The following is a 14,798-nucleotide window of genomic DNA, read 5'->3' as shown; positions in this document are numbered from 1 at the left end:
ACGCCTCCCGCTGCCGGCTTCGCGGGCCCGCCGGCCGCGCTACGGCCGGACGGTGCCCCAGCTGTCGTCCTCGACGCGATGCCGGTTCAGGTACGGGACCCGGTCGGTGAGGGCGTCGGGCAGCCGGTCACCGACCCGCTCGGCCACCGCGCCCGCGGCCTTCCCGGCCACTGCGCCGGCCTGCTGCCTGGCCTTGCAGGCCACGTCCTGGACCCGGGGGTTCTGGGCGATCTGCCTGGCCGTCTTGGCGATCTGCTCGTAGCGCTGCCGTCCGGCGCGTGCGCCCAGGACGTACCCGAGCCCGACCCCCACGACCAACGTCACCTTCCACATGCTCGGCCTCCACCCTTCCTCGCGGTTCCTGCCGCGTTGCCCTACCCGTCCTGCCCGGCGGCGAACCGCGCGGGCGATGGCGGGTCCGGGCCAGCCGTGCCCGCCGTGCACCAGCATCCCCCGGTGGTCCGTACCGCCGCGCGCCGGGCGCGTCGGAGCGGGTAGCGCGCCGGGTACCGGGAGGGGTGCGCGGTATCGATTGGCGGACCACCCCCCTGAGTGCGCTAATGTATGTCCCGCAGCGAGCGCCGAGAGGTCCGGGGGAGTCCGGAAGTCAAGGCGGAAGCTCATTCCCCCATAGCTCAATTGGCAGAGCAGCCGACTGTTAATCGGCAGGTTATTGGTTCGAGTCCAATTGGGGGAGCTCGGACGGCCCGCCAAGGCAGTCCTGCTGTGGACATTCCCCCATAGCTCAATTGGCAGAGCAGCCGACTGTTAATCGGCAGGTTATTGGTTCGAGTCCAATTGGGGGAGCTTCACCGTCAGTTGAGGTGAGTAGCGCAGAGCGAGGGCCCTCCGGTCGCCGGGGGGCTTTCGTGTTGTCCCGGGGCCCCGCCGGATGGCGGACCGCCCCTCACCGAGCCGGTTCGCTCCCCGGGCGGAGCTCGAAGCCCTCTCTCGGGCCGGACCGGGATCCGGTCCGGCTACCCGGTGGCCTTCCGGTACAGATTCGCGACCCGCTGGTCGAAGGTGATGCTGTACGAGGTCTGGTCGGTGTCCCCGCCCTGCTGGTAGCCGCCGATCACGCCTATCACCTTGCCGGCCGCGGTCAGCCAGGGGCTGCCGCTGGTGCCGTTGGTGTAGCCGCCGCAGTCGAAGCGCTCCTGGGTGTCGGTGAACTTCTTGGTGGGGGCGGTGCAGGTGATCGGGTCCTGGTGGTCGTTCGGGTAGCCGGTGACCGAGACCGGGACGTCGAAGCCCTGGTCGGTGCTGATCGGGTTGCCGCCGAGGGCGTCCTCGATCTGCTTGCCGTTCACGGGGGCCACCGTGACGAAGGCGACGTCGTACTCCGGATCCTCGTCGCTGGTCCAGTGCGGGTCCGTGGTGATCGACTCGAGCGTCCAAGCGCCGTAGGGGGCACGGCCGTTGCGGTAGCCGGGGGCGAAGACCATGTTGTCGAGCCGGCCGAGTTCGCTGGTGTAGACGCAGTGCGCCGCGGTGACCAGCAGGTTGCGGTGCGGGCTGTCCACGACGCTGGCGGTGCAGGCCCGTTGGCCGTCCAGGTCGCCGACGAAGAGCGCGCCGATCCGGTTGTTGAGCTCGCCGTCGGGGGCGGGCCGGGAGGAGGGGATGTTGCCGTTGTCCTCGGGGGCTATACCGGCGCTGGGCGTGCAGCCCGTGGCGGCCAGCAGTACGGCCAGCAGCGCGGCAGGCCCGCCGGGACCTCGCCGAGCGATCGTGCTGCCGGACTGCCGTACACGTGCCATGAACCGGTCTTTCTCGCCAGGGCCCGCCGTCGTGAGGCCTCGGGAGCAAGATCTACCAGGCGAGGAGCCCGATGCGCTAGCCGGTGGCCCGATCGTAGAGGGACCTGACCTGCGGACCGAAATAGCTGGTGTACGAGACGTCGGGGGTGTTCCCGCCCTGCTGGTAGCCGCCGATCACACCGACGATGGTGCCGGTTCCGCTGGCGGCGTCGGGTTCGGTGATCCACGGGCTGCCGCTGGTACCGCCGGTGTAGGCGGGGCACTCGATCCGGAGCTGGGTGGGGCTCTGCTCGGTGGTGTTGTTGGCGCAGGTGATCGGGGCGTCGCCGCTGCTGGGGTAGCCGGTGATCCGGACCGGCAGCTGGTATCCCTTGCCGATCCCCAGGGTGCTGGCGCCGAGCACCTGCTGGATCTGCATGCCGCTCTGCGGCTGGACGATCGCGAAGGCCACGTCCATGTCCTCGTTCCCGCTGTCCTTCCAGCTCTGGTCGACGGTGATCGACACCAGCGGCCACACCCCGTTGGGCGCCTCGCCGTTGCGGTAGCCGGGGACGAAGACCAGGTCGCTGCGCTGGCCGGTCGTCGGGTCGTAGACGCAGTGCGCGGCGGTCACGATCAGGTTCTGGCCGGCGCTGTCGACCACGCTGGCGGTGCAGAAGTGGTCACCCTCCGCGTTGTGCGTGAAGACGGCTCCGACCTGGGCGTTGAGCGGGTTGGCGCGGGCGGTGTGGGTCGTACCGGGGTGCTTGGTGATCGCGGCGAGCAGGCGCTTGCGGCTCCAGCCGTGGGCGGCGGCGCTCCCGCTCGGGCTCGCCGCGCGGCTGCCGGAGGAGGCCGCCGACCGGCTCGGCCCGCCGGTCGGGGCCGTGGAGGACGTGCAGCCGGTCGCGGCCAGCCCGAGGACGCTGACGGCCGCGCACACCCGCCGGCCGATCCGTCTGCGAACCGCCACCTGTCCACCGCCCTGGTCCGCCCGTGCTATCGGATCACCCGTACTGCCCCGTGTCGCTTTCCCGGCCTCACCCATCGGGCGGATTGCCGCCAGGTCGGCCCACCCGGAGGGGGTGGCGCACACCTCGGCATACTCGGATGCGGCCCCGGGCGCGCATCAGGACTGATCGACCAGCTATGCTGCCGGGGACGCCCTGAAGGGCTGTCTGCTGCTGCACCGGCTGCTGCCCGGCTGCGCGGCGAACCGGGGCGGTAGCTCAGCCGGTTAGAGCAGGGGACTCATAATCCCTTGGTCGTGGGTTCGAGTCCCACCCGCCCCACCGTTCGATATGACTGGCTGTTCGAAAAAAACTGCCGCTGACCTGCGGGAACATATGAACCGCCTGTGAGAACTGTAAGGGCATGACTACCCATCAGGCGCGGTGACATGCCAGGGTTCACCCGCTTGGGGGCATCTTGGTGTCATCGCGTTGACGGGTGTGCCGGTGCCGGGCTCCGGCAGGTGGCCATGGCGTGGCGCGGCCGGTCCGCTCCCGGGTGAGCGGTGCGACCGACCGAGGTCCTCCCGCCGGGGCTGTGGAAGCCCGCCGGTCCGATCGGCTCGACCGGCCTGATCGCCTCGCGGGTGAACGCCGTACCGGTGCTGTGCCGGTGTCCGATGGGCTGCGGCTCATCGGGGCGTGGTGAAGCGGTAGCCCTCGCCGAGCAGGACCGGCAGGTAGCCGCGCAGGGCGGCGATGGTCTGCGAGCGGTCGCCGCCTCCGTCGTGGTTGAGCACGATGGCGCCGGGACGGATGCCCTCCAGTACCCGGCTGGTGATCGCCTCGGTGCCCGGACAGGCCCAGTCGCGAGGGTCGACGGACCAGCCCATCGGGCGCATCCCGAGCTCCGCGCAGGTCCGCAGCGCGACGTCCGACCAGTCGCCGCCGGGAGCACGGAACCAGGCGACGGGCTTGCCGGTGGTCTGTTGGAGCAGGTCCGAGGTGCGCTCCAGCTCGCTGCGAACCCGGGAATCGGGCAGGTGTCGCAGGTCGGGGTGGGTCCAGGTGTGGTTGGCGACGTGGTGGCCCGCGCCGGCGATGGCCCGGACGAGGTCGGGGTGCTGGGCCGCGTTCTCGCCGATCAGGAAGAAGGTGGCCTGGATCCCGTGCTGGTGGAGCAGCTCCAGCACCTCGGGGGTGTGGGTGGGGTGCGGACCGTCGTCGAGGGTGAGGGCGACCACGCGGTCCGACGCCCCCAGCTCGAAGAGCGGATCGACGGTGGGGCGCGCCTGGTGGGTGGCCGGGGGCGGGCCGGGTACCGCCGCCGGTGAGCGGGTGCCGGCGGGCGGCGGGCCGGAGGGGGTGGCGGTGCTCCGGTCCCCGGCGGACGGTCCGCAGGAACCGGACGACAGTACGGCGACTCCGGCGATGCCCAGAAGCATCCTGCGGGACACGATCTGATGATGCGACAACATGGCCGGATCTTTTCCTCGGTCCCGGCGACGCCACGCCGACCGGCGGCCGTACCGGCCCCCGATGCCACCCTGACAGCTGAACCGGAGTCAGCTGCAATCGGCCGTCCGTGGGCGCGCCGGACACCCGGGAGGCGAACCCTCACCCGGATGAGAGCCAGCGGTGGCGAGTGTCCGTCAGGTGACTGACGGTGATGGGAGCGTGAGTCCGCGAATCCCCGAGCCGGTGACCGAGCCGCAGTCGTCCGGACCCGCCGGAAGGATCATCCCATGCGTGTGCAGCCCACCACCCTCGCCGGGGTGGCCGTCGCCGTCGTCCTCGCCGTCGGTGCTCCGGCCGCCCACGCGGTGGGCGGCTCGGAGGCGCCGTCCGACCGGAAGGCGGCTCCGGGCGACCCCGCGGCCGTCATCGGCCAGCAGATCCGGGCGGACGGGGGCGTCGAGGACGGAGGGAAGAGCGGCGGCTCCCACAAGGAGCGCTCCCGTGAGGAGGGGCGCAAGTCGCGCGGCTCGGCCCACACCGGCGGTGGCGGCCTGGCGGTCCCCGGTGGCGGCCTGGCCTCCGGTACGGCGCTGATGGGTGCAGGTCTGGTCCTGGGGGCATACGCCCTGCGCCTGCGCAGGGCCGCGGGTGGCGCGAGCTGATGGCTCGGAAACCCCTGTCCCGCCATGGCGGGCGCGTGGGCGGACGGGGTCCGGCGGGGCCCGGTCGACGTCGACTTCCGGATGCTTCCGACCCCGTGAGCCTTCCCGGACCGGGGCGGACCAGAGATGAGAGAGGTGCCAACGCCGATGGACGACGGGACCACCCCGCCCGAGGCCGGAGAGCCGGCCAGGGGCGGCCGGGGCGGCAATCAGCGGCTCCTCAAGTGGGCGATGGGCGCGGCGGCGCTGGGGGCGGTGGTGATCTACCAGTCCGTGAACCCGCACACGGTCACCCTGCCGCCGCCGACCGCCGCCGTGGCGGTGCCCCCGACCGCCGCACCGCCGGCCGCCGGTGCGCCCGCGGCGAAGTCCCCCGGAGCCCCGGCTGCCGTCAACACGACACCCTCGCTCGGCCGCTCCAAGCCGACCAAGATCAAGATCCCCCGGCTGCGCGTCGAGGCGCCCTTCACCGAACTCGGCCTGGACAAGGCGGGCGCACTGGAAGTCCCGCCCGCCGACAACCCCAACCTGGTCGGCTGGTTCCGCGAGGGGCCCACGCCGGGTGAGCGCGGCGCCGCGCTGCTCGTCGGGCACGTGGACACCACCAAGGGCCCCGCGGTCTTCCTGATGGTGCGCACACTGGCCCCCGGCGACACCGTGGAGATCGCCAGGGCCGACCGCACCGTGGCGGTCTTCGCGGTGGACGCGGTGAAGACCTATCCGAAGAACGGCTTCCCGGACAACGAGGTGTACGCGGACGCCCCTGACGCCCAGCTGCGCCTGATCACCTGTGGCGGCACTTACAACCGCAAGACGAAGGACTACTCCGAGAACATCGTCGCCTTCGCCCACCTCCAGTCCTCCCGGAAGGCCTGAGCCGCCGGACCGGGGTCGTCGCTTCCGTATGCTGGCCGGATGCTCAGCCCCGCCGCCCTGCCGACCCTGCTGCAGGTCCTGACCGACCCCGTGCTCGCCCGGGCGGGCATCGAGCTGCGGCTGAAGCGGGACGACCTGGCGCACCCGACCGTCCCCGGCAACAAGTGGCGAAAGCTGGCCCCGAACCTGGCGCGGGCCCTCGCCGACGGGCACACCAGGCTGCTCACCTTCGGCGGCGCGTACTCGACGCACGTACGGGCGGTGGCGGCGGCCGCCCAGGCGCTGGGGCTGTCCGCGGTGGGGGTGATCCGGGGCGAGGAGCTGGCGGCGGCGCCGCGGAACTGGTCGCTGCGGGCCGCCGAGGCGTCAGGGATGGAGCTGGAGTTCGTCTCCCGCTCGACGTACCGGGGCCTGGTGACCGGGGAGCACCAGGGGTACGGGGAACTGCTGGAACGCTGGGGGCGCTGTCTGGTGCTGCCGGAGGGCGGGTCCAACGCCCTGGCGGTCCGAGGGGCGGCGCAGATCCCGGCGGAGATCCCCGGGCTGGGGGAGCGCGACGTCCTCTGCTGCCCGGTCGGCACCGGCGGCACACTCGCCGGGATCGCCGCCGGGTTGCCGGTCGGTGCGCGGGCGCTCGGGGTGGCCGTGCTGCGCGGCGAGGGCTACCTGGAGCGCGAGGTGATGCAGTTTCATAAGGATTCCCATGGGCGGGAGTTCGGCAACTGGCGGATCCACCATGGTCACCACGGCGGCGGCTACGGGAAGGTCCCGGCCGAAGTGGAGGAGTTCGCCGTGGAGTTCGAGCGGCGGCACCGGGTTGCGGTGGAGCGGCGGTACGTGGCCAAGACGCTGCTCGCCGTCCACGACCTGGCCGCGGCAGGGGAGTTGGTGCCGGGGACCAGAGTGACCGTGGTGGTCACCGGGTTGCCCGATCCCGTGAGTCCCTAGGCGGGGACGCGGGTCTGCGCGCGAGCCGCGCGCCGTGGGCCTCACCCGAAGGAGAGGTCGGAGCAGAGGTCGCTGTCGGCGGCTCGGGTGTTCTCGGTGATGGTGGTCGGGATGGTGGTGGGCAGGGCGCTGGGGGCGGCGGCCGGGTTGTAGTCGCGGCCCAGGGTGACGGTGATGCCATCGGCGGACGAGTCCGCCCTGAGGGTGGCTCCGGGGAAGTACTGGGCGAGCTGCTGGGCGGCGCCCTGCTGGTCCGGGGCGTATTTGAGCAGCGTGGTGTCGCGGCCGTCGGCGTCCGGACCGAGGCTGACGTTCTGGTAGCCCTTCGCCTTGAGGGCGTCGGCCGCCTGTCGGGCGATACCGCCGCTCCCGGAGCCGTTGACGACGGTCACCGGCAGATCGGCGGTGGTCGCGGCGGTGGCGGGAGCCGAGGCGGACGGGGAGGCGGAAGGGCCGGCCGACGGGGTGGTCGAGGAGGACGCGGCCGCGCCGGTCTGACCGGTGCTTCTGCCATCGAGGGTCTTGTCCTGCCGCAGCAGGTTCCACAGCTGCTCGGCGTCGGGATGGACGAGCGCGACCCGCTCGCCCGAGTAACGCCACGGCACCGTGACGAAGTTGAGGTCCTTGAGCTTGATGTTCTGCAGCGACTGCGCGAAGTCGGCGAGCTTCATCGCGGTGCCCAGCTCGGGGTCGACGGTCAGTGACTTGGTGGCGGCGTCGGCCAGCGGGAGCAGGGTGGCCGGGTTGAGGCCCTCGCCCTGGACCTTTTTGACCAGCGAGGAGACGAATGCCTGCTGGCGCTTCATCCGGCCTATGTCGGAGCCGTCGCCGAAACCGTGCCGCGCCCTGACGTAGTCCAGCGCCTGCTGCCCCGAGAGGGACTGGCGGCCCTTGGTGAGCTTTATCCCGTACGAGTCGACGTCGCCCGGAACGCAGACGTCCACGCCGTGCACGGCGTCGGTCATCGCGGCGAAGCCCTTGAAGTCCACCACGACGGTGTGGTCGACCCGCAGGCCGGTGAGCGCCTCGACGGTGTTCTGGGTGCAGGCGGGGTTGCCCTGCGGGAACTCGCCGACGGTGAACGCCGAGTTGAACATCTGGTTGGCGTGCGCGGTGGTCCATCTGCCGTCGGGCAGCTTGCACGGCGGTATCGTCACCAGGGTGTCGCGGGGTATGGACACCCCGACGGCGTGCCGGTGGTCGCCGTAGATGTGCAGCAGTATCGCGGTGTCGGAGTGACCGACCCCCAGATCGCCGCCGCCGAGGGAGTCGTTGCCGTTGTCCCGGCTGTCGGAGCCGAGCAGCAGCACGTTGACCGGCTGCCCGCCGCCGGGCGCGGGATGCGCGACCGGGGGTCGGCTGGGGGCGATGCCGCCCGCATCGAAGGTGCTGATGTTGTGGTCGATGTGCCAGTAGAACCAGGCGCCGCCGCCAGCGGTGGCCAGCAGTAGGACGGCGGCCGTGGCTCCGGCGGCCCGGGCCAGTCGCACCCGGAGGGAGCCGGGAGTGCCGTTCGCGGGGCGGCTCTTGGCGTCGGTCATCATCAGCGCTCTCTGTGCGGCCGCCCGGGTGCTCCGGCAGGCTGGTGCGGGTTCTCACTCGTCAGACGGTTCGGCGAGGGCGTCCGGTTACACGAGTGCGCACCCTAGCAAGGGAGACCCGCACGGCTGCGATCCCCCCGGCGGCGAGAGAGCACATCAGGAGTGCGCTTGTTCCACGGCATTGGCCGGAGTGCGGCGCTCCGGGTCCGCGCCTTCGAGCATCCGGCGCAGCAGGTCGCGCAGCTGCGCCCGCTCGTCCTCGGCGAGGGCGGCCAGCGGCTCGCGGGCGAAGTTGAGGGACTCGCGCAGCTCCTCGGAGGCGTCCCTGCCGGTGTCGGTGGCAGCGACCAGCTTGACCCGGCGGTCCTGCGGATCGGCCTCACGGGTGACGAACCCGCGGTTCTCCAGCCGGTCCACGATGCCGGTGATGTTGGATGGCTCGCAGCTCAGCGTCTGGGCGATGTGGCGCATCGGCATGGGGCCGCGTCTCAGCAGCGCGAGCACCTTGGCCTGGGCGCCGGTGAGCGATCGGGCGGCGGCGGCCTCCTCGTACTCCCGGTGGAAGAGCGCGACCAGGCTCGCCATGAGGTCCACGACCTCGCGGGTGATCGCGTCGGCTGGCGGCGGGGCGACCGGATTCGGTGGCATCTCCATGCCGTCCAGTGTAGCTGGAAAGTTGACAACGTGAACCTTTCATGTCCACGATTGCTTTAGTAGGTCAACCTTTCAGGGTGGCCGGTTCAAGGACGACACAGTGGGAGTGCAGCCATGTCAGAGCAGGTGGCAACGGAGCGGGCGGTACCCACCACGGGCCGTGAGTGGCACCTGGTGGCCAGGCCGGAGGGCTGGCCGAAGCCCGGCGACTTCGCCCTGGTGGAGGCCGGGGTCAGGCAGCCGGGGCCGGGTGAGGTCCTGGTCCGCAACGTTTACATGTCGGTCGACCCCTACATGCGCGGGCGGATGAACGATGTCCGGTCCTATGTCCCGCCGTTCCAGCTCGGTGCGGTGATGGAGGGCGGCGCGGTCGGCTACGTGGTGGCCTCGCAGGCCGAGGGCTTCGAGGTGGGCGACGCGGTGCTGCACGGCCTCGGCTGGCGCGAGTACGCCACCGTCGACGCCAAGCACGCGGTCAAGGTCGACTCCGAACTCGCCCCGCTCTCCTACTACCTGGGCATCCTCGGCATGCCAGGCCTGACCGCCTATGCCGGTCTGCTCGAGGTCGCGAGCTTCAAGCCGGGCGACACCGTCTTCGTCTCCGGTGCGGCCGGCGCGGTCGGCTCGCTGGTCGGCCAGATCGCCAGGCTCAAGGGCGCGGGCCGGGTGATCGGTTCGGCCGGCTCGGCCGAGAAGGTGGCCAAGCTGGTGGGCGACTACGGCTTCGACGCGGCCTTCAACTACAAGGACGGACCGGTCCACGACCAGCTGACCGAGGCCGCACCCGACGGTATCGACGTCTACTTCGACAACGTCGGCGGCGACCACCTGGAGGCCGCGATCGCCGCACTCAAGGTGCACGGCCGGGTCACCCTGTGCGGCGCGATCTCGCAGTACAACGCCACCAGCGCCCCGAAGGGCCCGCGCAACCTGGCGCTGGCCATCGGCAAGCGGCTGCGCCTGCAGGGCATGCTGGTCCGCGACCACGCCGCGCTCCAGTCGCAGTTCGTCGCCGAGATGGCGGGCTGGCTGAAGGACGGCAGCCTGCACTACGACGAGACCGTGGTGGACGGCGTGGAGAACGCCGCCGAGGCCTTCCTCGGCATGCTGCGCGGTGACAACACCGGCAAGATGGTGGTCAAGCTGGCTCCATGACGGATCGTCGAGAAGTCTGAGCGCCCCTGCGGACCTGTTCCGCGGGGGCGCTTCGCATGCCGTCCGGGGGCGTTCTGCGTGCGGATCCCGCCTTTTCGGCGGAGCGTCAGGTTCGGGGTGCGGCGGCACGATTGCGGTTTTCGGATGGGGCCGTTCGGGGGAGAGATTCGGAAAGGGGTAGACCTCGTGGCGGATCTGGCTAGCATTGAGCGAGAGCTTGTCCGTTTTGCTCAACTTGATGACCTAATGTCGAATGAGTTGGGCGCCACGGGGGCAGGAACTGGTCAGGCAGTGAGGCCGGGCCGGTGGCGGGTACGAGGCAGCTGGGGAAGGCGACCCTCGTCCACAGCCTGGAGGTCCCGGTGACGACTCGTGGAGTCCTGTACATCCACTCCGCGCCCCGCGCGCTGTGCCCGCACGTCGAGTGGGCGGTCGCAGGCGTACTCGGTGTGCGGGTGAGCCTCGACTGGATCCGCCAGCCGGCCGCACCCGGTCACTGGCGTGCCGAGTTCTCCTGGCAGGGTGAGCCCGGCACCGCGTCGAAGCTGGCATCCGCCCTGCGCGGCTGGCAGCTGATCCGGTACGAGGTGACCAGTGAGCCCTGCGCCACCGCGGAGGGAGAGCGCTACAGCAGCACGCCGGCGCTCGGTATCTTCCACGCGGTCACCGGCATCCACGGGGACATCCTGATTCCGGAGGACCGGCTGCGGGCGGTGCTGCTGCGGGCCAAGACGGAGGGTGGCAACCTGGAGGCCGAGCTGGCGCGGCTGCTCGGCAAGCCGTGGGACGACGAGCTCGAACCCTTCCGCTACGCCGGTGAGGGGGCCCCGGTGCGCTGGCTGCACCAGGTGGTCTAGCCGCGCTTCAGGGGGTCGCGGCCTGCCGGCTCCCCGTACCTCTGGGGGCAGCCCCGCAGCCCCGGAAGCAGCGCACGTCCCAGATGCCCGGAGGTCCGCCCGTACGGGGATACGGCGTGCCGAACGCCCGAGGGCCGTACCGGTGATCCGGTACGGCCCTCGAGTGCTGGCGATGCGTCAGACGGTGCGGAAGGCGAGGACCACGTTGTGGCCGCCGAAGCCGAAGGAGTTGTTGAGGGCGGCGATGCGGCCCTCGGGGAGCTTGCGGGGCTCACCGCGCACGATGTCCGCGTCGACGTCGTCGTCCAGGTCGTCGACGTTGACGGTCGGCGGGGCGAGGCGGTTGTGCAGCGCGAGCACGGTGGCCACGGTCTCGATACCGCCGGCACCGCCCAGCAGGTGGCCGGTCATCGACTTGGTGGCCGAGATGGCGATGTGGTCGACGTGCTCGCCGAGTTCCTTGCGCAGCGCCTTGATCTCGGCGACGTCACCCTGCGGGGTCGAGGTGGCGTGCGCGTTGACGTGCACGACCTCGGCCTTGTCCAGGTCGGTCTGCTCGAACAGGCCGGCCAGCGCCTGGGCGATACCGGCACCGGTCGGCTCCGGCTGCGCGATGTGGTGGGCATCGGAGGAGAGGCCCTGGCCGACGGCCTCGCAGTAGACGCGGGCACCGCGGGCGGCGGCGTGCTCGGCCGACTCCAGCACGACCACACCGGCACCCTCGCCGAGCACGAAGCCGTCGCGGGCCTTGTCGTACGGGCGGGAGGCGCGCTGCGGCTCCTCGTTGTTCTTGGACATCGCCATCATGTTGGCGAACGCGACGATCGGCAGCGGGTGGATCGCCGCCTCGGTGCCACCGGCGACCACGACGTCGGCGCGGCCGCTGCGGATCATCTCGATCGCGTAGCCGATCGCCTCGGCGCCGGAAGCGCAGGCGGAGACGGGGGTGTGCACACCGGCGCGGGCGCCGACCTCCAGACCGACGTTGGCCGCCGGGGAGTTGGGCATCAGCATCGGGACGGTGTGCGGGGAGACCTTGCGGACGCCCTTCTCCTTCAGTACGTCGTACTGGTCGAGCAGGGTCGTCACGCCGCCGATGCCGGAGGCGATCACGGTGCCCAGGCGCTCGGGGGTCAGCTTGGAGGACTCGTCGGTGGCGGGGGCCTCGTAGCCGGCGTCGGCCCAGGCCTCGCGGGCCGCGATCACGGCGAACTGCGCCGAGCGGTCCAGCTTGCGGGCCAGCGGACGGGGGAGGACCTCGGCCGGGTCCACGGCGGTGCGCGCGGCGATCCGGACGGGCAGCTCGGCGGCCCACTCCTCGGTCAGCTCGACCACACCGGAACGGCCCTCGAGCAGGCCCTCCCAGAACGAGGCGGCGGTGCCGCCCAGCGGCGTGAAGGCGCCGATACCTGTGACGACCACGGTGCGATTTTCAGCGGTCACTGGTTTCTTCTTCTCTCACGTTGTGCGGGGAGGGTGGGCCGGGCCGGGGATGGGGCCGAAAGTCGGGGCCCTGGGGGGCGGGTGGCCGGCCGGGACGCGTGCGGCGCCCCGGCCGGCGGGTTCGGTCAGCGAAGACCGAAGGTTGATCAGGCGTTGGCCAGGATGTAGTCCACGGCGTCGCCGACGGTCTTCAGGTCCTTGACCTTGTCGTCCGGGATCTTCACCTCGAACTTCTCCTCGGCGGCCACGACGACCTCGACCATGGAGAGCGAGTCGACGTCCAGGTCGTCGGTGAAGGACTTGTCGAGCTCGACGTCCTCGGTCGGGATGCCGGCGATCTCGTTGACGATCTCGGCGAGACCTTCCAGGACCTCGTCCTTGGTAGCCATAATCGGCTGCTCCTCTTCACTGTGGATTGCCAACCGCCCGGCGGACGGTCGGCAGGTTTTCGGTGCCGTACCCCACGGATGCGGGTCACGGTGGTGCAACTGGCGGTGATGTTGCCTAGGGGAGAGTAACGACTGCCGCCGCGTAGACCAGACCCGCCCCGAAGCCGATGATCAGGGCGAGGTCGCCGCTCCTGGCCTCACCGGCCTCCAGCATCCGCTCCATGGCGAGCGGAATGGAGGCGGCGGAGGTGTTGCCGGTCTCGACGATGTCCCGGGCGACCGGGACCGAGTCGGGCAACTTGAGCGCCTTGATCATGGCGTCGGTGATCCGCATGTTGGCCTGGTGCGGGATGAACGCGCCGAGCTGGTCGGCGGTGATCCCGGCCGCGTCCAGCGCCTGCTGGGCGACCTTGGCCATCTCCCACACGGCCCAGCGGAAGACCTTCTGGCCCTCCATCCGCAGCGCGGGCCACCTGACTTCGTCACCGGCGCCGTTGACGGCGTCGGCCTTGCCGAAGGCGGTGTCCCAGGCCTGGGTCTGCGAGATGACGTCCTTCTGGGAGCTGTCCGAACCCCAGATGACCTTGCCGATCCCGGGAGTCTCGGACGGGCCGACGATGGCCGCGCCAGCGCCGTCCCCGAAGATGAAGGCGGTCGACCGGTCCGAGGTGTCGGTCAGGTCGCTGAGCCGCTCCACGCCGATCACCAGCACGTACTCGGCGCTGCCGCCGCGCACCATGCCGTCGGCCAGGCTCAGGCCGTAGCCGAAGCCCGCGCACGCGGCCGAGATGTCGAAGGCCGGGGCGGTGCCGCAGCCGAGTCGTTCGGCGATCTCGGTGGCGATGGCCGGGGTCTGCTTGAGGTGCGAGACGGTGGCGACGATCACGCCGCCGATCTGCGCCGGGTCGATCCCGGCCTGCTTGATCGCCTTCTCGGCCGCCTGGACCGACATCTCGCTGACGGTCTCCTCCGGACCCGCCCAGCGGCGCTCGGCGATCCCGCTGCGGGTGCGGATCCACTCGTCGGAGGAGTCGATCCAATTCAGTACCTCGGCGTTCGGGATCACCCGGACCGGGCGGTAGCCGCCCACTCCGTGGATCCGCGAGTACGCGGCGCCGACCTGGGGGCGGATCTGCGGGACGGTCATGCGTTCTGCTCCTGACCGCTGTGCTCCGCGACCAGCGCGCGTGCCTTGTCGAGATCGGCGGGGGTCTTGAGGGCCAGCGTCGCCACGCCCTTGATGTTGCGCTTGACCAGGTTGGTGAGGGTGCCGGCCGGGGAGAGCTCGATCACCGCGGTGGCGCCGAGCTGCCGCAGGGTCTCCATGCACAGGTCCCAGCGGACCGGGTTGGACACCTGCGACACCAGGCGCGCCAGCACCTCGGCACCGGAGGTCACGACCTCGCCGTCCTTGTTGGAGACGTACGAAACCACCGGGTCGGACACCGTCAGGGTGGGCGCCAGCTTGGCCAGGCGCTCCACGCCCGGGGCCATGTGCTCGGTGTGGAAGGCACCGGCCACCTTGAGCGGGATCAGCCGGGCGCCGGCCGGCGGGTCGGCCTTGAGCGCGGCCAGCTGCTCCAGCGTGCCGGCCGCGACGATCTGCCCGCCGCCGTTGTTGTTGGCGGCCGTCAGGCCGTGCTCGGCCAGCTTGGCGGCCACCGCCTCGGGGTCGCCACCGAGCAGCGCGGCCATCCCGGTCGCGGTCCGGGCGGCGGCCTCGGCCATGGCCAGGCTGCGCTCGCGGACGAAGGTCAGCGCGTCCTCGGCGCTCAGCACCCCGGCACCGGCGGCAGCGGTGATCTCGCCGACGCTGTGGCCGGCGACCGCGCCGACCAGCTTGCGGGCCTCGGCCGCGTCGGGGAACAGGGCACGGGCGGTGAGCAGGCCGGCCGCGACCAGGAGCGGCTGGGCGACGGCGGTGTCCTTGATCTCTTCCTCGCCCGCCTCGGTGCCGAAGCGGACCAGGTCGATCCCGGCCACGGCGGACCAGCGCTGCAGCCGGTCGGCAGCGCCGTCCAGCTCCAGCCAGGGGCTGAGGAAGCCGGGGGTCTGGGCACCCTGTCCAGGGGCGACGATTACGAGCACGGTTCAACCCTCTCTCGCCAGGCACCCGGGGGCGGGTA

At 71.4% G+C, this 14,798-nt stretch carries 15 protein-coding genes and 3 tRNA genes; 8 read left to right on the top strand and 10 right to left on the bottom strand.

From position 1 onward, the window contains the following. Positions 1-39: 39 nt before the first annotated feature. Positions 40-324, bottom strand: a complete 285-nt coding sequence (locus ABD369_RS01895) for a hypothetical protein (protein WP_344634371.1) — start codon at positions 322-324, stop codon at positions 40-42. Between the two features lie 300 nt (positions 325-624). Between ABD369_RS01895 and ABD369_RS01890 the strand changes: the two genes are divergently transcribed. Together ABD369_RS01890 and ABD369_RS01885 are read left to right on the top strand one after the other, a co-directional pair. Continuing rightward, positions 625-697 (top strand) — tRNA-Asn (locus ABD369_RS01890). A gap of 37 nt (positions 698-734) precedes the next feature. Next, positions 735-807, top strand: a tRNA-Asn gene (locus ABD369_RS01885). A 170-nt stretch (positions 808-977) separates the two neighbouring features. Here ABD369_RS01885 and ABD369_RS01880 read toward each other — a convergent pair. Both ABD369_RS01880 and ABD369_RS01875 read right to left on the bottom strand, forming a co-directional pair. Next, a complete protein-coding gene (locus ABD369_RS01880; RefSeq protein WP_344634370.1) occupies positions 978-1,760 on the bottom strand; it encodes a trypsin-like serine peptidase in 783 nt (260 codons plus the stop codon). A gap of 76 nt (positions 1,761-1,836) precedes the next feature. Then, positions 1,837-2,712 (bottom strand): trypsin-like serine peptidase, encoded by an 876-nt coding sequence (locus ABD369_RS01875; RefSeq protein WP_344634369.1) that lies wholly within the window; start codon positions 2,710-2,712, stop codon positions 1,837-1,839. 245 nt (positions 2,713-2,957) lie between these two features. On the opposite strand from ABD369_RS01875, the gene ABD369_RS01870 reads away from it, so the two are divergent. After that, positions 2,958-3,031: transfer RNA gene (locus tag ABD369_RS01870), tRNA-Ile, on the top strand. Positions 3,032-3,381: 350 nt separating this feature from the next. Here ABD369_RS01870 and ABD369_RS01865 read toward each other — a convergent pair. Then, positions 3,382-4,146 carry a polysaccharide deacetylase family protein gene (locus ABD369_RS01865; protein ID WP_344634368.1) on the bottom strand — a complete coding sequence of 255 codons (765 nt, stop codon included), beginning with the start codon at positions 4,144-4,146 and terminating at the stop codon, positions 3,382-3,384. A 288-nt stretch (positions 4,147-4,434) separates the two neighbouring features. On the opposite strand from ABD369_RS01865, the gene ABD369_RS01860 reads away from it, so the two are divergent. The 3 genes from ABD369_RS01860 (at position 4,435) to ABD369_RS01850 (ending at position 6,633) form a co-directional block, all read left to right on the top strand. Further along, positions 4,435-4,809, top strand: coding sequence for a hypothetical protein (locus tag ABD369_RS01860; RefSeq protein WP_344634367.1), 375 nt, complete (start codon positions 4,435-4,437; stop codon positions 4,807-4,809). A 147-nt stretch (positions 4,810-4,956) separates the two neighbouring features. Next, a complete protein-coding gene (locus ABD369_RS01855) occupies positions 4,957-5,685 on the top strand; it encodes a class F sortase (protein WP_344634366.1) in 729 nt (242 codons plus the stop codon). 39 nt (positions 5,686-5,724) lie between these two features. Next, a complete protein-coding gene (locus ABD369_RS01850; protein WP_344634365.1) occupies positions 5,725-6,633 on the top strand; it encodes a 1-aminocyclopropane-1-carboxylate deaminase/D-cysteine desulfhydrase in 909 nt (302 codons plus the stop codon). A 41-nt stretch (positions 6,634-6,674) separates the two neighbouring features. On the opposite strand, the gene ABD369_RS01845 is transcribed toward ABD369_RS01850, so the two are convergent. Together ABD369_RS01845 and ABD369_RS01840 are read right to left on the bottom strand one after the other, a co-directional pair. Further along, positions 6,675-8,174 (bottom strand): LCP family protein, encoded by a 1,500-nt coding sequence (locus tag ABD369_RS01845; RefSeq protein WP_344634364.1) that lies wholly within the window; start codon positions 8,172-8,174, stop codon positions 6,675-6,677. Between the two features lie 156 nt (positions 8,175-8,330). Beyond that, a complete protein-coding gene (locus ABD369_RS01840) occupies positions 8,331-8,828 on the bottom strand; it encodes a MarR family winged helix-turn-helix transcriptional regulator (protein ID WP_344634363.1) in 498 nt (165 codons plus the stop codon). A gap of 114 nt (positions 8,829-8,942) precedes the next feature. Here ABD369_RS01840 and ABD369_RS01835 point away from each other — a divergent pair, with 114 nt between their 5' ends. Continuing rightward, complete coding sequence (locus tag ABD369_RS01835; RefSeq protein WP_344634362.1) at positions 8,943-9,983, top strand: NADP-dependent oxidoreductase; 1,041 nt, start codon at positions 8,943-8,945, stop codon at positions 9,981-9,983. Positions 9,984-10,345: 362 nt separating this feature from the next. Next, entirely contained in the window at positions 10,346-10,840 is a 495-nt protein-coding gene (locus tag ABD369_RS01830) for a DUF3145 domain-containing protein (protein ID WP_344634361.1), read from the top strand. 177 nt (positions 10,841-11,017) lie between these two features. Here ABD369_RS01830 and fabF read toward each other — a convergent pair whose 3' ends face one another. The 4 genes from fabF to ABD369_RS01810 form a co-directional block, all read right to left on the bottom strand. Further along, on the bottom strand, positions 11,018-12,283 hold the full coding sequence (fabF, locus tag ABD369_RS01825; RefSeq protein WP_344634360.1) for a beta-ketoacyl-ACP synthase II: 1,266 nt from the start codon (positions 12,281-12,283) through the stop codon (positions 11,018-11,020). Positions 12,284-12,429: 146 nt separating this feature from the next. Beyond that, on the bottom strand, positions 12,430-12,672 hold the full coding sequence (locus tag ABD369_RS01820; protein ID WP_425557505.1) for an acyl carrier protein: 243 nt from the start codon (positions 12,670-12,672) through the stop codon (positions 12,430-12,432). Between the two features lie 115 nt (positions 12,673-12,787). Next, complete coding sequence (locus ABD369_RS01815) at positions 12,788-13,819, bottom strand: beta-ketoacyl-ACP synthase III (RefSeq protein WP_344634359.1); 1,032 nt, start codon at positions 13,817-13,819, stop codon at positions 12,788-12,790. Beyond that, positions 13,816-14,760, bottom strand: a complete 945-nt coding sequence (locus ABD369_RS01810; protein ID WP_344634358.1) for an ACP S-malonyltransferase — start codon at positions 14,758-14,760, stop codon at positions 13,816-13,818. The genes ABD369_RS01815 and ABD369_RS01810 overlap by 4 nt, the downstream gene beginning before the upstream one ends. Positions 14,761-14,798: the final 38 nt, after the last annotated feature.

It is taken from the genome of Kitasatospora cystarginea, assembly GCF_039533515.1.
In the GTDB taxonomy this organism is placed as follows: Bacteria; Actinomycetota; Actinomycetes; order Streptomycetales; family Streptomycetaceae; genus Kitasatospora; species Kitasatospora cystarginea.
This window is presented reverse-complemented; position numbering and strand designations above follow the sequence as displayed.

Excerpts from the sequence above, each read along its gene's own strand:
- ABD369_RS01880 (WP_344634370.1), bottom strand. The coding sequence starts at position 1,760 with ATGGCACGTGTACGGCAGTCCGGCAGCACGATCGCTCGGCGAGGTCCC.
- ABD369_RS01860 (WP_344634367.1), top strand. The coding sequence starts at position 4,435 with ATGCGTGTGCAGCCCACCACCCTCGCCGGGGTGGCCGTCGCCGTCGTC.
- ABD369_RS01855 (WP_344634366.1), top strand. The coding sequence starts at position 4,957 with ATGGACGACGGGACCACCCCGCCCGAGGCCGGAGAGCCGGCCAGGGGC.
- ABD369_RS01850 (WP_344634365.1), top strand. The coding sequence starts at position 5,725 with ATGCTCAGCCCCGCCGCCCTGCCGACCCTGCTGCAGGTCCTGACCGAC.
- ABD369_RS01845 (WP_344634364.1), bottom strand. The coding sequence starts at position 8,174 with ATGACCGACGCCAAGAGCCGCCCCGCGAACGGCACTCCCGGCTCCCTC.
- ABD369_RS01840 (WP_344634363.1), bottom strand. The coding sequence starts at position 8,828 with ATGGAGATGCCACCGAATCCGGTCGCCCCGCCGCCAGCCGACGCGATC.
- ABD369_RS01835 (WP_344634362.1), top strand. The coding sequence starts at position 8,943 with ATGTCAGAGCAGGTGGCAACGGAGCGGGCGGTACCCACCACGGGCCGT.
- ABD369_RS01820 (WP_425557505.1), bottom strand. The coding sequence starts at position 12,672 with ATGGCTACCAAGGACGAGGTCCTGGAAGGTCTCGCCGAGATCGTCAAC.
- ABD369_RS01815 (WP_344634359.1), bottom strand. The coding sequence starts at position 13,819 with ATGACCGTCCCGCAGATCCGCCCCCAGGTCGGCGCCGCGTACTCGCGG.